Consider the following 14,423-nt stretch of genomic DNA (forward strand, 5'->3'; position numbering starts at 1 on the left):
GCCGTGGGCCTGCGGCGGGGTCCAGGTAACCCGTGAGGTCGGGTAGAGCCGCGCTTGCGGTGGGAGAGGGGTTCGGGGCGTGGTGGTGTTTCTGCTGGTTCTGATCGTGGTGCTCGCGCTGCTCGGTGCGGTGCACTGGTACGTGTGGCGGCGGCTCGTACGGGACGTCACGGTGCGCGGGAGTCTGCCGCGCCGGCTGGGGACGGTCGCCGTCGTGGTGCTGCCGCTGCTCTCCTTCGCCGCCCTCGCCTCCTCCCGCGCCGGCGCCCCCTTCGTGCTCCAGCAGGTGGTCGCCTGGCCGGGATTCCTGTGGCTCGCCCTGCTGCTGTACGTGACGCTGGCGCTGGTCGTCGGTGAGGCCGTCCGGCCGGTGCTGCGCGCCTGGCTCACCCGCCGCGCGCACCGGGCCCCGGCCGAGACGCCCGTACCGGCGCCGGCGGAGGGGGCCGCCGGGCCCGCCTCCTCGGGTGCCGTCTCCGACGTCTCCCGGCGGCTCTTCGTCTCCCGGGTCGTCGGTGGTGCCGCGGCCGCCGCCGCGGTCGGTACCGTCGGCGTCGGTACGTACGGCGTGCTGCGCGGGCCCCGGATCAAGCGGGTCACCGTGCCGCTCGCCAAGGTGCCGCGGGCCGCGCACGGCTACCGCATCGCCGTCGTCTCCGACATCCACCTCGGGCCGATCCTCGGCCGCGCCCACACCCAGCGCATCGTCGACACCCTCAACTCCGCGCAGCCCGATCTGATCGCGGTCGTCGGCGACCTCGTCGACGGCACCGTCGAGAACCTCGGCTCCGCCGCCGAGCCGCTCGCCCGGCTCCGTGCCCGGCACGGCTCCTTCTTCGTGACGGGAAACCACGAGTACTTCTCGGGCGCCGACGCCTGGGTCGACCACGTCCGCGAGCTCGGCCTGCGCCCGCTGCGCAACGACCGCGTGGAGATCGCGGCCGGCTTCGACCTCGCGGGCGTCGACGACGTCGCGGGGGAGAGCGAGGGCCAGGGCCCCGACTTCGTCCGGGCCCTCGGCGACCGGGACCGGGCCCGGGCCGCGGTGCTCCTCGCGCACCAGCCGATCGTCGTCCACGACGCCGTACGCCACGGGGTGGACCTCCAGCTCTCCGGTCACACCCACGGCGGCCAGCTGTGGCCGGGCAACTTCCTCGCCGAACTGGCCAATCCGACCGTGGCGGGTCTCGAGCGGTACGGGGACACCCAGTTGTACGTGTCCCGGGGCGCGGGTGCCTGGGGGCCGCCCGTCCGGGTCGGCGCGCCCTCGGACATCACGATCGTCGAACTCGCCTCGAAACAGGCCTGATCGGGACAGGGTCACTCCCCGCGCAGAGGCCGATACGTGCTGCTCATCGGCTTAAATTCGCATTTCCCGGACATATACATGTGGTGTGAAAGTTTTCTCTTCCGCTTGTGAAGGCCGTGTGATGGGATGCGCACATCGCGACGTTTCCGGGGGCCGTCGCCGTTGGGGTGGGACGAATAAAGGAAGCACGGCAATGCGGTCGACGGTCCGTCTGCGGATCCTCATCACTTGTGGAGTACTGGTGGCCGCCGGAGTGGGGGGCTGGCAACTCCTGCCCTCCGACGGCGGCCGTACCGATCCGATCAGCGTCGGCACGACCGACGAGGTCACTTCACTGGACCCGGCCGGCGCGTACGACGCCGGTTCCTGGGCCATGTACAGCAACGTCTTCCAGTCGCTGCTGACGTTCAAGCCGGGGTTCACGACCCCCGTTCCCGACGCGGCGGAGAGCTGCAAGTTCGTGGGCACGAAGCTCACGACGTACCAGTGCACGCTCCGCGACGACCTCACGTTCTCCAACGGGCGCAAGGTCACGGTCGAGGACGTCAAGTACTCCTTCGAGCGGATGCTGCGGATCAAGACGGACGTCGGTCCGCAGGCGCTCTTCCCGACCCTGCAGCGGGTCTCGGCCGAGGGCCGTACCGTCACGTTCCATCTGAGCGGCCGGGACGCCACGTTCCCGCTGAAGGTGGCCACGGGCGCCGGTTCGATCGTCGACAGGGACCACTACCCGGCCGACCGGCTGCGGACGGACCCCGCGGTGGACGGCTCGGGGCCGTACGTCCTCAAGGAGTACAAGCCGGGCGGGTCCGCGCTCCTCGAACCCAACCCGAAGTACCGCGGCGCCGTCACCAAGGGCGGCGGCCCGGTCCGGGTGAAGTACTTCGCGCAGTCCGAGGACCTGGCCAAGGCCTGGAAGTCGAAGGACGTGCAGGTGACGCACCGGCAGCTGCCGCCGGGCTTCGTGGCGGACCTGGACACCAAGGACGGGACCCGGGTCACCGAGGCGGAGAGCGCCGAGATCCGCAACCTCAACTTCAATGTGCGGCCCGGCTCGCCCATGGCCGACAAGGCCGTACGGCAGGCGGTCGCGGCCGTCCTCGACCGCCCGGCGATCACCACCGGCGCCTACAAGGGCACGGTCGAGCCGCTGTACTCGCTGATCCCGCAGGGCTTCGTCGGGCACAGCACCGCCTTCTACGACGTCTACCCGGCGCCCAACCCGAAGAAGGCGAAGCAGCTCCTGGCGGACGCCGGCATCACGACCCCGGTGAAGTTCACCTTCGGCTACCGCGCGGACGCCACCTACGGCGCCGAGACCGCCGAGATCAAGCGGCAGCTGGAGGAGACCGGCCTGTTCCAGGTCGAGGCCGTCGAGGTCAAGTGGACGGAGTTCCAGAAGGCGTACGCGAAGGGCACCTACGACGCGTACACCGTCGGCTGGCTCCCCGACTTCCCGGACTCCGACAGCTTCACGGCGCCGCTCGTCGGCACCGGGAACACCCTGCACAACGGCTTCTCCAGCAAGCGGATCGACACCCTGATCGCCTCGACCCAGCAGTTCAGCGACCGCTCCCGGGCGACGTCCGACTTCAAGGACATCCAGAGCGAGGTCGCCGCCGAGGTGCCGCTCGTCCCGCTGTGGCAGAAGAAGGACTACGTCCTCTCCACCGAGGAGGTCGCCGGCTCCCAGTACCTGACGGACGGTACGGGCGTGTGGCGCCTGTGGGAGCTCAGCTGGATCTAGGGCCCGATGGGGCGGGCCCGGGCTCGGGCTCGGGGCCTGTCCCGTCAGGCCCCGGGCCTCACGGGGTCCTCCGCTCTCACGAGGTCTCCGGCGGCTTCGGGTTCGCCCGCTTCTTGGGCTTGCCCGAGGCCGCCATCCCGGCCGCCGTGGGCATGAAGTCGGAGAGCAGCTCGTGCGTCTCCTTGACGAGCGGGCGCAGGATGCGGAAGCGGGAGAGCGAGATCGCCCGGGCGGTGACCGGCGCGAGCCGCTCCACCAGGCGGCGGCTGTTGGCGGCGCCCTCCGAGCGGTCGTAGACCCAGAAGAGGACCAGGCCCATCTGCTGGAGCCACAGCAACTGCGGGAGGGCCTCCCGCAGTTCCGGGTCGACCTTCACCGAGGCGCCGGAGATGACCCGCCGGTGGACCTCGATCGCGGCTTCGCGCGGGCCCTCCGACTCGGGCGAGAAGGGGCTGAGCGGGCTGTCCGGGTCGGCGGCGTTCTTGAAGAACTGGGCCGCGAACTCGTGGTACGGCTCGGCGATGTCGAGCCAGCCGAGGTAGACCCCGCGGATCCGCGCGGTGAGGTCCTTCTCGTCACCGGTCAGGATGGGCTCGACGGCCGTCTGGTGCTCCTCGGCGATCCGGTCGTAGAAGCCCTGGACGAGGTGCTCCTTGGAGGAGAAGTAGTAGTACGCGTTGCCGACGGAGACCCCGGCCTCCTGGGCGATGGCCCGCATCGTCGTCTTGTCGTAACCGCGCTCCTTGAACAGCCGGAGCGCGGTTTCGAGGATGAGCGTGCGGGTCTGCTCGCTCTTCGGGGCCTTCTTCTCCTCGGCCGGCTTCTCGTCGGCCTTCTTCTCTTCCGTCACGTCCTTCACAAGGCCGAGCCTAACCGGGCGGACCGGGCACCTCGCAGTGCCCGTCCGCGCAGAGCCCGTCCCGCGCGGACCCGCCCTCCGCGGGCCCGTCCCCGCCCGGCCAGTCCCCCCGGTCCGGCCCCTTGAGGGCCTCGCGCCACTTCGCCGCCGCGAGCACGGTCATCCGGGCGAACGGCTGCCCGGCGGGGGTGGCCAGCCAGTGGGCCTTGGGCCGGTGTTCGGCCAGCGCCCAGAGGCAGACGATCCAGGCGGAGGTCTCCCGGTAGACCTGGCCCCGGTCGCCGACCACGGTGATCTCCCGCAGGGTGGCGGCGTGGTCGAGGGCGGGGAAGCGGCGCATGGCCTCCCGCGAGCCCGCCGGTACGAGGTCGAGCGGGACGAGCTGCCGCTGGCGGAGCAGCCAGTGCCTGAGGTGCACGCAGAGCGGGCAGTCTGCGTCGTACAGCACGGTCAGGCGTCCCACGGGTGTCCGCACGGCCCTGCCCCCTCAGCCCTGGGGCGCGGGCGGGGCCCAGGGGCCGCCCTTGGGGGCGGGGGTCCAGCCCTGCGGGCCGACCGGCGGGACCTGCTCGCGCTCCATCGCCCCGCGGCGGCGGATCTTGTTGAGGACGTACACGTTCCCCAGGTGCATCACGCCGAGGACGAGCAGGACGACCCCGAGCTTCACGGAGAGGGCCTCGAAGAGGGCGCGGGCGTCGAGGACGGCGTCGTCCTGGCTGAGGTAGAGGGCGACGAAGCCGAAGTTGACGAGGTAGAAGCCGACCACGAGGAGGTGGTTGACCGCGTCGGCGAGCTTCTCGTTCCCGTGCAGGACGTCCGCGAGGAAGATCCTTCCGTTGCGGCTGAGGGTGCGTGCGACCCAGATGGTCAGGGCCACGCTGATCAGCAGATAGGCGATGTACGCGATGACAGTGAGGTCCATGCCCCACCCTCCCTTGAACGCGTTCAAAAGCTGGCGGTCATGACTGTAGACCTCTCTTTGAACGTGTTCAAGTCAGGGTCGAGGGTGGGGTCCGGCGCAGGTTCGGGCGCGGGGTCGGGCGCAGGGTCAGGCCGAGGTGGAAACCTGCTGGCCGGCACCCGTCCCACCGCCTAGGGTCGCCGGATGACGCTCACTCATGACCTGGCCGGCGACGGCCCCTCGACCGTTCTCCTGCTCCACTCGGGGGTCTGCGACCGCCGGATGTGGGACGGTCAGTTCCACGCCCTCGCGGAGGCCGGCCACCGGGTCGTCCGCTGCGACCTCCGCGGCTTCGGCGACACCCCCGTCGACGCCCCGCACACCCATGCCGACGACGTCCGCGACCTGCTCGACCACCTCGGCGCCGCACCGGCCGTCGTCGTCGGCTCCTCCTTCGGCGGCGAGGTCGCCCTGGAGCTCGCCGCCCGCCACCCGGGGCACGTCTCCGCGCTCGCCCTGCTCGGCTCCGCGATGCCCGGCTTCGTGCCGAGCGACGCGCTGCGCGCCTGGGGCGGCCGGGAGGACGAACTGCTCGAAGCGGGGGACCTGGACGGCGCCGTCGAGCTCAACGTCGACACCTGGCTCGGCCCCGAGGCCGGACCGGAGGCCCGCGCCCTCGTCCGGGAGATGCAGCGGCGCGCCTTCGAGCTCCAGCTCGCCGCGCCCGAGGAGTTTTCGCCCGTGAGCCCCGAGGTCACCGCCGACGACCTCGCCGGGATCGAGGTCCCCGCCCTCGTCGCCGTCGGCGCCCACGACCTCCCCGACTTCCGGGCGATCGCCGACGACCTCACCCGGCTGCTGCCCGGCGCCCGCCGCGTCGACCTCGACTGGGCCGGTCACCTCCCCGCGCTCGAAAGGCCGGAGGAGACGGCCCGGCTCCTCACCGCCTTCCTCGCGGAGCCGGCGATCCGCTAGCAGGCGAAGGTCCCTGCCGCCGCAGGGCTCAGCGAAAGCGCCGTACCCCCGGCACCAGTGCCGTCGCGGCGCAGCAGCCGCCCACCACGGCCGCTGCCGCGAGCAGCGGCGCCTCCGGGCCCCACGCCGAGGCGGCGAGCGGCGCGAGCGCGTACCCCAGGGGTGTCGCGGCGAGCGACAGCAGCCAGTCGTACGAGGTCACCCGGGCCAGCGCGTGGGCGGGCACCGCCCGCTGGACGGCGGTCTCCCACACGGGGGAGAGGAAGCCGAGGCCCGCCTGCGCGAGCCCGTAGGCCGCGATCGTCAGCGGTGCGGGCGCGGCGACCGCGAGCAGGATCAGCGGCAGGGCGTACGTGGCGAGTCCGAGGTTTGCGGTGAGGACCGGGCGCCGGGGGCTGAACCGGTCGGCGAGCAGCGCCCCGAGGAGGAAGCCGACCGCCCCGACCTGGAGCAGGACGACCCAGGTGGTGCCGCCGCCGAGCCGCTGCACCGCGACGGCCGGGCCGAGGGTCATCAGGACGGCGGCGGCGCCGTTCCAGGCGCTGTGGCCGATCAGGCTGGTCCAGTACCAGTCCCGGGAGCGGACCTCCCGCCAGCCTTCCGCGAGGTCGGCGCGGAGCGAGCGGCGGGGGAGGGGCACGTGCTCGACCCGCAGCGCCATGAGGAGCAGCGCGCTGACGGCGAAGGTGGCCGCGTCCAGGACGAAGGCCCAGCCGGGGCCCACGGTCAGGACCAGGGTGCCCGCGAGGGCGGGCCCGCCGAGCCGGCTGGCGCTCTTGGCGACGCCCATCGCGGCGTTGGCCCGGTGCAGGGAGCCGGCCGCCACCGTCCCCTTCACGAGCGGCGCCACGGTCGGTACGGCGAAGGCCCCGGCCGCGCCGCCGAGCGCCTCGGCGCCGGCGAGGACGGTCAGGCTCGGTGCGCCGCCGAGGAGTTGGATCCCGACGAGGAGCTGGGTGAGGCAGCGGATCAGGTCGGTGGTGAGGGCGACCGTGCGGGCGTCGAACCGGTCGCCGACGACGCCGCCGAGGGGCAGCAGGAGCAGTTTGGGCACCATCGCGCAGCCGAGGACCAGGGCGAGCGCCGAGGTGGAGCCGGTGGCCTCCAGGACGGCGAGGGCGAGGGCGGCGGGGATCGCGGCGTCGCCGAGGAGGGAGAGGGCGCGGCCGGTGAAGAGCAGCCGGAAGGGGCGGGTGCGCAGGGGGTGGGGTGCGGCGGGTGGCGCTGTGGCGGTGTCAGCGGTCATGGACCGCAGAGTATTTCGGCACCGAATAATTCGTCAACGAAACACTTCTCGGGTGGTTCCCGGCCCGCCGACGTACGATCAGCCCATGGCGCACCCTGAGGAACCGCGTACCCCGAGCGAGCCGGGTCCCCCCGGTGAGCCGGGTCCGCGTGACTGGACCGACGAGCACGTCGCCCGCTGGCAGCCCGTCCTGCCCGACCTCGACCCGGTCATCGAGGGCGCCGTCACCCGGATGAAGAAGCTCTCCGTCCACCTCCGCCGGGTCAGGGAGCAGTCCCTCGTCGACTTCGACCTGGAACGCCACGAGTTCGACACCCTGCACAAGATCGCCGGCCGGGGCGGCAGCGCCGCGCCCTCCGAGCTCGCCCAGGACCTCGACCTGGCCCCCGCCTCTGTCTCCGGCCGCCTCGACGCCCTGGAGAAGCGCGGCTTCGTCCGCCGCACCCCCTCCACCACCGACCGCCGCCGGGTCGTCGTCGAACTCACCGCCGAGGGCCGGGAGACCTGGCTCGGCGCGATGGGCGTCCTCGGCCACGAGGAGTACCGCCTGCTCGGCGTCCTCGCCCCCGGGGAGCGCACCGTCCTCAACGACCTGCTGCGCCGTGTGATGATCGCGGCGGAGTCCACCGAGCCGCCCCGCCCCTGGCACGGCTGAGGGCCCCGGGGAAGCCCCCAGGGCCCTCGACGCCGACCGGCCGGCGGTCGCTCAGATGCTCAGCGAGCGCGCGTAGTTCAGCTGCCCCATCACCCAGTTGATGGTGTCCGGGCCGCGCGCCGGGATCATCGTCGAGTGGTGCTTGCCGCCGCTCGTCACCGTGACCTGGATGAAGCCGGTGGTCGTCTTCTCCTTCATCAGCAGGAACAGCAGGCCGAGCAGGCAGAAGATGAAGAAGATGACCGCGAGCACGATCGCGACCGTGGGCATCTTCTCCTCGGTCCGCGACATGTCCATCGCGTTCCACACGGCGCCCTTCAGCGGCATCGGGCCGGCCGGCGTCATGATCTGGTCGCCCACCACCGTGATGTCACCCAGGCTCAGCAGCGGAGCGCCCGTGCCCGCCGGGCCCGGCATCGGCACCGGCGCGTGCTGCGGGGGCACCGGCACCCCGGCCGGCAGGGTCGGCTGGTACGCCGGGGTGTGCGGGTAGCCGTAGGCAGGCTGGCCCGGGGTCCCCGGCTGCTGGCCCGGGCCCCACTCGTACTCATCCGACCGGTAAGGGTTCGGCTCGCTCATCAGTCCCCGTCCTCCACACGTCCACACAGCGAGAAAAGCCCGCTCCTGCACGCCGCAGCGTACAGAAGCGGGCCGGAACACCGAACCAGGAAGCGGTGCTCAGAAACGACGCGTGATCAGCGCGCGCTTCACTTCCTGGATGGCCTTGGTGACCTCGATGCCACGCGGGCAGGCGTCGGTGCAGTTGAACGTCGTGCGGCAACGCCACACGCCGTCCTTGTCGTTCAGGATCTCCAGGCGCTGCTCACCGGCCTCGTCACGCGAGTCGAAGATGAAGCGGTGCGCGTTGACGATCGCGGCCGGACCGAAGTACTGGCCGTCGTTCCAGAAGACCGGGCAGGACGACGTGCACGCGGCGCACAGGATGCACTTGGTGGTGTCGTCGAAGCGCTCGCGGTCCTCGGCGGACTGCAGGCGCTCGCGCGTCGGCTCGTTGCCCTTGGTGACCAGGAACGGCATGACGTCCCGGTACGCCTGGAAGAACGGCTCCATGTCGACCACGAGGTCCTTGAGGACCGTGAGGCCCTTGATGGCCTCGACCGTGATCGGCTTCTCGGGGTTGATGTCCTTGATCAGCGTCTTGCAGGCGAGCCTGTTCTTGCCGTTGATCCGCATCGCGTCCGAGCCGCAGATGCCGTGCGCGCACGAGCGGCGGAAGGTCAGGGTGCCGTCGACGTCCCACTTGATCTTGTGGAGGGCGTCGAGCACGCGCTCCTTCGGGTCGATCTCGATCTGGAAGTCCTCCCAGACCGACGCGTCCGACACCTCGGGGTTGAAGCGGCGGATCCGCATCGTGACCGTGATGTACGGGGAGGCCGCGGAGTCCTTCTCCACCTTGTCCAGTACGGGGGTAGCCATCAGTACTTACGCTCCATCGGCTGGTAGCGGGTCGTCACGACCGGCTTGTAGTCGAGACGGACGGTCTCGGAGCCGTCCTCGCCGACCTCGCGGTACGCCATGGTGTGACGCATGAAGTTGACGTCGTCGCGGTTCGGGTAGTCCTCGCGGTAGTGACCGCCGCGGGACTCCTTGCGCGCCAGGGCCGAGACGGCCATGACCTCGGCCAGTTCGAGCAGGTTGCCCAGCTCGATGGCCTCCAGGAGGTCCGTGTTGAAGCGCTTGCCCTTGTCCTGGATGGACACGTTCTCGTAGCGCTCGCGGAGCTCGGCGATCTTCTCGACGGCCGTCTTGATGGTCTGCTCCGTGCGGAACACCATCACGTTGGCGTCCATCGTCTCCTGGAGCTCACGGCGCAGGTCGGCGACCCGCTCGCTGCCCGTGGAGTTGCGCAGCTTCTCGATCTGCGCGACGACGAGGGACTCCGGGTTCTCCGGCAGCTCGACGAAGTCGTGCTTGGCGGAGTACTCGGCGGCGGCGATGCCGGAGCGCTTGCCGAAGACGTTGATGTCGAGCAGCGAGTTGGTGCCCAGGCGGTTGGCGCCGTGCACCGACACGCAGGCGACCTCGCCGGCGGCGTACAGACCGGGGACGACGGTGGTGTTGTCCGAGAGGACCTCACCCTCGACGTTGGTCGGGATGCCGCCCATGGCGTAGTGCGCGGTGGGCTGGATCGGGATCGGGTCCGTGTACGGCTCGATGCCGAGGTACGTACGGGCGAACTCGGTGATGTCCGGGAGCTTGGCGTCGAGCTGCTCCGGCGGGAGGTGCGTCAGGTCCAGGTAGACGTGGTCGCCCTCGGGACCGCAGCCGCGGCCCTCGCGGATCTCCGTGTAGATGGAGCGGGAGACGACGTCACGGGACGCGAGGTCCTTCATGACCGGCGCGTACTTCTCCATGAAGCGCTCGCCGTCCTTGTTGCGGAGGATGCCGCCCTCACCGCGGGCGCCCTCCGTCAGCAGGATGCCCATGCGCCAGATGCCCGTCGGGTGGAACTGGAAGAACTCCATGTCCTCCAGCGGCAGACCGCGGCGGTAGCACGCGGCCTGGCCGTCACCGGTCAGGGTGTGGGCGTTGGAGGTCACCTTGAAGAACTTGCCGGTGCCGCCGGAGGCGTAGATGACGGCCTTGGCCTGGAAGATGTGGATCTCGCCGGTGGCCAGCTCGTAGGCGACGACGCCCGCGGAGTGCTTCACCCCGTCGATCTCGGTGATCAGCTGGTCCAGGACGTAGAACTCGTTGAAGAACTCCACGCCCTCCTTGACGCAGTTCTGGTACAGCGTCTGGAGGATCATGTGGCCGGTGCGGTCCGCGGCGTAGCAGGACCGGCGGACCGGCGCCTCGCCGTGGTTGCGGGAGTGGCCGCCGAAGCGGCGCTGGTCGATGGTGCCGTTCGGGGTGCGGTTGAACGGCAGGCCCATCTTCTCCAGGTCGAGGACGGCGTCGATGGCCTCCTTCGCCAGGATCTCGGCGGCGTCCTGGTCGACCAGGTAGTCACCGCCCTTGACCGTGTCGAAGGTGTGCCACTCCCAGTTGTCCTCCTCCACGTTCGCCAGCGCGGCGGCCATGCCGCCCTGCGCGGCGCCCGTGTGGGAGCGGGTGGGGTAGAGCTTCGTCAGCACGGCGGTGCGGCTGCGCTTCGTCGCCTCGATGGCGGCGCGCATGCCGGCGCCGCCGGCGCCGACGATGACGGTGTCGTACTTGTGGATCTTCATGACGTGGATTACCTCAGCCCCGTGCCTAGCGGATGTTCGGGTCGAAGGTGAAGATCACCAGCGTGCCCAGAAGGATGGTGAACACCGTGGCGGTGTACAGCAGGCCCTTGAGCCACAGGCGCGTGTTGGCCCGCTCCGCGTAGTCGTTGATGACGGTACGGAGGCCGTTGGCGCCGTGCAGCATGGCGAGCCAGAGCATCAGGAGGTCCCAGACCTGCCAGAACGGGGACGCCCAGCGGCCGGCCACGAAGGCGAAGCCGATCTTGGAGACGCCGCCGTCGAGGAAGAGCTGGATCAGCAGGTGGCCGAGGACCAGCACGACGAGGACCACGCCGGAGAGGCGCATGAAGAGCCACGCGGCCATCTCGAAGTTGCCGCGGGTCGCGCGCGGCGTCTTGCCGGTGCGCTTGCGGGGGGCCTCGATGTACGGCGCGGGGTTGTCCACGTCGAAGTGGGCGCCGCCCTCGACGGGACCGATCGCGGTGGAGGTGGTGTCAGCAGACATATCTGGCGTCAGCTCCCGAACAGTTCACGTGCGGCGTGGCCGAGGACGGGGTACAGCGAGCCCGCCATCAGCACCACCCAGATGCCCACGACGGTCCAGAGCATCTGCTTCTGGTAGCGCGGGCCCTTGGACCAGAAGTCCACGGCGATGACACGGAGACCGTTCAGCGCGTGGAAGAGGATGGCAGCGACGAGGCCGTACTCGAGGAGAGCGACGATCGGCGTCTTGTAGGTCGCGACGACCTCGTCGTACGCCTCGGGGGAGACGCGGACGAGAGCGGTGTCCAGCACGTGTACGAACAGGAAGAAGAAGATGAGGACGCCGGTGACTCGATGAGCCACCCAGCTCCACATTCCTTCCCGGCCGCGGTACAGCGTTCCAGCCGGCACGGAAAAACCCTCCGGGAGCGGGGATCGGGGTCGGCCGGCTTCTCTGTCGGTCTGACCCGGCCGGGTACGGTCCACCGGCCCCGGTCATCGTAGCGACGACTTGTCGGTTCGCTCGCGCGGGGTCCATCGGTGTGATCAAACAGGCACGGACGGGCTATCGCACGGGCCGGAATCGCCGCATTCCGGACGGATTCACGGCCCGGGGTGTCGGGCTGTGAGGTCTTCGGCGAGCCGGAAGGCCAGCCGGGCCCGGGCGAGCCGCCTCAGTTCGTCGGCGGCGACCACCCGTTCCTCCTCCGGTTCGTTGCCGAGACGTGACCGGATGCCTGCCAAAACCTGGTCGAGCCGCTCCCCCGGGCGCACTCCGTCGAGGCTGATCACGAACGCGTGTCCGAAGCTGCTCTCGTACGCGGCGTGGGCGGCCCGCAGCGCGGTGCGCGCGGCGGGCGGGGCGTCGGGGTGCGGCAGGGCCGAGGACTCGGCGGCCAGGGCCTCGTCGAGATCGGGCCGGGACAGGTCGTACCCGGCTTCGTCGGCGGCGGCGAGCAGCGCCTCGACGGTCGGGTACGGGCGGTGCGCGGCCACCCGTTCGGCCCAGCGGTGGCTGCGGCAGCAGGACAGCAGCAGGGCCTCGGCCTCGGCGGGCAGGGCGGCGTTGAAGCCCGCGAGGCCGCGGAGCTGGGGGCCCCTGGTCTGGGCCGGTATGGCAGGCGTGTCCGTGGAGCCCGGCGTACGGCAAGGGACGTGGGTGTCGCTGGTCAGCGTGGGCTCCGGTACTCCGGGACGGGTGGGCCCGATCGCGCGGGGGGACGGGCGCGATGGGGTGGGTGTGACGCAACGTTATCGACGGGACGGGCGAAGTGTCCGACGGATGCGCGAATTTCACCCGGAAGGGAGAGTTTCGGAACAGGTGATGGACGAATAGGTTCCGGTCACGGCTTCGGCGTGTCCCCCGATTGGCCGGACCGACCGCCGTACGGGAGGATTCCGAATGATGCGGTACTCCATACGAGACAGACGAGGCCCTCACCAGGGCCCCGCACTCCTGGCGACGGCGGTGGCACTGGCCACCGTGGCGGCCTGTTCGAGCGGATCACCCCACAGCTCGGACACCTCCGCCGCCTCACCCTCCGGCCCGCCCTCCGGTACGTCGGCGAGCGCCGCGCCCAGCAGCGCGCCGCCCAGCCCGACGCCTACGCCGAGCCGGACCTACCCGCTCTCCACCGCCCCGCGCACCATCCCCTCGGTCCGCGAGCACCAGGCCGCCCGCGGCCCCGGCTGGAAGCCCGCGGCCCCCGCCGGAGTCGTCGTCGGCGCGGGCAGCGCGGGCCTCGCCGACGAGGGGAAGCTGCTCGCCGGGGAACTCGGCATCCCGTACCGCGGCGCCGTCGCCGCCGGGCCCGGCGACGTCGAGCTCGCCCTGGGCGGGACCGGCGCGCCCGAGTCGTACACCCTGACCGTCCAAGGCGGGCGGGTCCGGATCAGCGGGCCCGACGAGGCCGGGGTCTTCTACGGCACCCGCACCCTCAAGCAGTCCGTGAAGGGCGCCGGCGCGATGCCCGAGGGCGTCGTCACCGACGCGCCCGCCAAGCCGCAGCGCGGCCTCAACGTCGACATCGCCCGCAAGTTCTTCAGCGCGCAGTGGATCGAGGACCGGCTCCGTGAGATGGCCGACCTCAAGCTGAACCAGCTGGGCCTGCACTTCTCCGACGACCAGGGCTTCCGGATCGCCTCCGACAGCCACCCCGAGATCGTCTCCGCCCAGCACCTCAGCAAGGCCGAGGTGCGCCGCGTCCTCGCCCTCGCGCAGAGCCTGCACATCACCGTCGTGCCCGAGATCGACTCGCCCGGACACCTCGGCGCCGTCCTGCGCGCCCACCCCGACCTCCAGCTGCGCAACGTGCAGGGGACCCCGCGCCAGGGCGCCATCGACATCTCCAAGCCGGCCTCGGCCCGGATCGTGGACGACCTGCTGCGCGAGTACTCCGCCCTCTTCCCCGGCGGCTGGTTTCACGTCGGCGCGGACGAGTACCAGGCGCTGACGGTCCGCAGCCCGTCCGCCTCCTACCCCCAGCTCGCCACGGCCGCCCGCCAGAAGTACGGGCCCCAGGCCGGCGTCCAGGACCTGGCGGAGGGCTGGCTGAACGACCGCGCGGCCGTCGTGCGCGCTGCCGGGAAGACGGCCAAGGCGTGGAACGACGGGTTCTTCCGGGGCGGTGTCGTCACCGGCGACAAGCGCATCGAGGTCGAGTACTGGACGGGCAAGGAGATCGGCGCCCGCCCGCCCGCGGAGTACCTGGCCGAGGGCCGCCGGGTGGTGAACCTGAACGACGAGTACCTCTACTACGTCCTGGGCCAGCCGAACGACTTCACGTACCCCACGGGCCGGCGGATCTACGAGCAGTGGACCCCCCTGGTCCTGCGCGGCACGACCCCGGTCCCCGCCCGGTACGCCCCCCAGATCCTCGGCGCCCGCTTCGCGGTCTGGTGCGACCTGGCGAACGCCCAGACCCCGACCCAGGTGGCGACCGGCATCCGCATGCCCCTGACGGCCCTCGCCCAGAAGACCTGGGACGCGGACCGGCCGACGCTGACCTGGGACCAGTTCAGAGCGCTGGCGGCACAGGTGCGCGGCTGACCTGCGTC

General features: G+C 71.2%; 15 protein-coding genes. 5 read left to right on the forward strand and 10 right to left on the reverse strand.

The window, feature by feature from the left end; all coding sequences use genetic code 11:
- Window positions 1-79: 79 nt before the first annotated feature.
- Together DEJ43_RS22655 and DEJ43_RS22660 are read left to right on the forward strand one after the other, a co-directional pair.
- On the forward strand, window positions 80-1,309 hold the full coding sequence (locus DEJ43_RS22655) for a metallophosphoesterase (protein ID WP_015035709.1): 1,230 nt from the start codon (window positions 80-82) through the stop codon (window positions 1,307-1,309).
- Between the two features lie 193 nt (window positions 1,310-1,502).
- A complete protein-coding gene (locus tag DEJ43_RS22660) occupies window positions 1,503-3,056 on the forward strand; it encodes an ABC transporter substrate-binding protein (RefSeq protein WP_015035710.1) in 1,554 nt (517 codons plus the stop codon).
- Window positions 3,057-3,132: 76 nt separating this feature from the next.
- Here DEJ43_RS22660 and DEJ43_RS22665 read toward each other — a convergent pair whose 3' ends face one another.
- Genes DEJ43_RS22665 through DEJ43_RS22675 form a run of 3 tightly spaced genes read right to left on the reverse strand, consistent with a single transcriptional unit; the run spans window position 3,133 to window position 4,837 of the window.
- Window positions 3,133-3,915 (reverse strand): TetR/AcrR family transcriptional regulator, encoded by a 783-nt coding sequence (locus DEJ43_RS22665; RefSeq protein ID WP_015035711.1) that lies wholly within the window; start codon window positions 3,913-3,915, stop codon window positions 3,133-3,135.
- A 10-nt stretch (window positions 3,916-3,925) separates the two neighbouring features.
- Window positions 3,926-4,363, reverse strand: coding sequence for a thiol-disulfide oxidoreductase DCC family protein (locus DEJ43_RS22670; protein ID WP_418361351.1), 438 nt, complete (start codon window positions 4,361-4,363; stop codon window positions 3,926-3,928).
- Window positions 4,364-4,402: 39 nt separating this feature from the next.
- Window positions 4,403-4,837, reverse strand: coding sequence for a hypothetical protein (locus tag DEJ43_RS22675; protein WP_015035713.1), 435 nt, complete (start codon window positions 4,835-4,837; stop codon window positions 4,403-4,405).
- A gap of 183 nt (window positions 4,838-5,020) precedes the next feature.
- Here DEJ43_RS22675 and DEJ43_RS22680 point away from each other — a divergent pair, with 183 nt between their 5' ends.
- Window positions 5,021-5,791, forward strand: a complete 771-nt coding sequence (locus tag DEJ43_RS22680) for an alpha/beta fold hydrolase (RefSeq protein ID WP_015035714.1) — start codon at window positions 5,021-5,023, stop codon at window positions 5,789-5,791.
- A gap of 28 nt (window positions 5,792-5,819) precedes the next feature.
- On the opposite strand, the gene DEJ43_RS22685 is transcribed toward DEJ43_RS22680, so the two are convergent.
- Entirely contained in the window at window positions 5,820-7,037 is a 1,218-nt protein-coding gene (locus DEJ43_RS22685; protein ID WP_015035715.1) for an MFS transporter, read from the reverse strand.
- An 85-nt stretch (window positions 7,038-7,122) separates the two neighbouring features.
- Here DEJ43_RS22685 and DEJ43_RS22690 point away from each other — a divergent pair, with 85 nt between their 5' ends.
- Entirely contained in the window at window positions 7,123-7,692 is a 570-nt protein-coding gene (locus tag DEJ43_RS22690; RefSeq protein WP_015035716.1) for a MarR family winged helix-turn-helix transcriptional regulator, read from the forward strand.
- 51 nt (window positions 7,693-7,743) lie between these two features.
- Here DEJ43_RS22690 and DEJ43_RS22695 read toward each other — a convergent pair whose 3' ends face one another.
- The 6 genes from DEJ43_RS22695 to DEJ43_RS22720 form a co-directional block, all read right to left on the reverse strand.
- Window positions 7,744-8,271, reverse strand: coding sequence for a hypothetical protein (locus DEJ43_RS22695; protein WP_015035717.1), 528 nt, complete (start codon window positions 8,269-8,271; stop codon window positions 7,744-7,746).
- A 99-nt stretch (window positions 8,272-8,370) separates the two neighbouring features.
- Window positions 8,371-9,129: a succinate dehydrogenase iron-sulfur subunit gene (locus DEJ43_RS22700; RefSeq protein WP_015035718.1), complete on the reverse strand. Its 759-nt coding sequence runs from the start codon at window positions 9,127-9,129 to the stop codon at window positions 8,371-8,373.
- Window positions 9,129-10,883: a succinate dehydrogenase flavoprotein subunit gene (gene sdhA, locus DEJ43_RS22705; protein ID WP_015035719.1), complete on the reverse strand. Its 1,755-nt coding sequence runs from the start codon at window positions 10,881-10,883 to the stop codon at window positions 9,129-9,131. The genes DEJ43_RS22700 and sdhA overlap by 1 nt, the downstream gene beginning before the upstream one ends.
- Window positions 10,884-10,908: 25 nt before the next feature.
- Window positions 10,909-11,388, reverse strand: a complete 480-nt coding sequence (locus DEJ43_RS22710; RefSeq protein WP_015035720.1) for a succinate dehydrogenase hydrophobic membrane anchor subunit — start codon at window positions 11,386-11,388, stop codon at window positions 10,909-10,911.
- 8 nt (window positions 11,389-11,396) lie between these two features.
- Entirely contained in the window at window positions 11,397-11,777 is a 381-nt protein-coding gene (sdhC, locus tag DEJ43_RS22715; protein WP_015035721.1) for a succinate dehydrogenase, cytochrome b556 subunit, read from the reverse strand.
- Between the two features lie 192 nt (window positions 11,778-11,969).
- Complete coding sequence (locus tag DEJ43_RS22720; protein WP_078508718.1) at window positions 11,970-12,539, reverse strand: 2-oxo-4-hydroxy-4-carboxy-5-ureidoimidazoline decarboxylase; 570 nt, start codon at window positions 12,537-12,539, stop codon at window positions 11,970-11,972.
- A 229-nt stretch (window positions 12,540-12,768) separates the two neighbouring features.
- Between DEJ43_RS22720 and DEJ43_RS22725 the strand changes: the two genes are divergently transcribed.
- Complete coding sequence (locus DEJ43_RS22725) at window positions 12,769-14,415, forward strand: beta-N-acetylhexosaminidase (protein ID WP_015035723.1); 1,647 nt, start codon at window positions 12,769-12,771, stop codon at window positions 14,413-14,415.
- Window positions 14,416-14,423 lie beyond the last annotated feature (8 nt).

Source organism: Streptomyces venezuelae ATCC 10712 (genome assembly GCF_008639165.1).
Taxonomy (GTDB): Bacteria; Actinomycetota; Actinomycetes; order Streptomycetales; family Streptomycetaceae; genus Streptomyces; species Streptomyces venezuelae.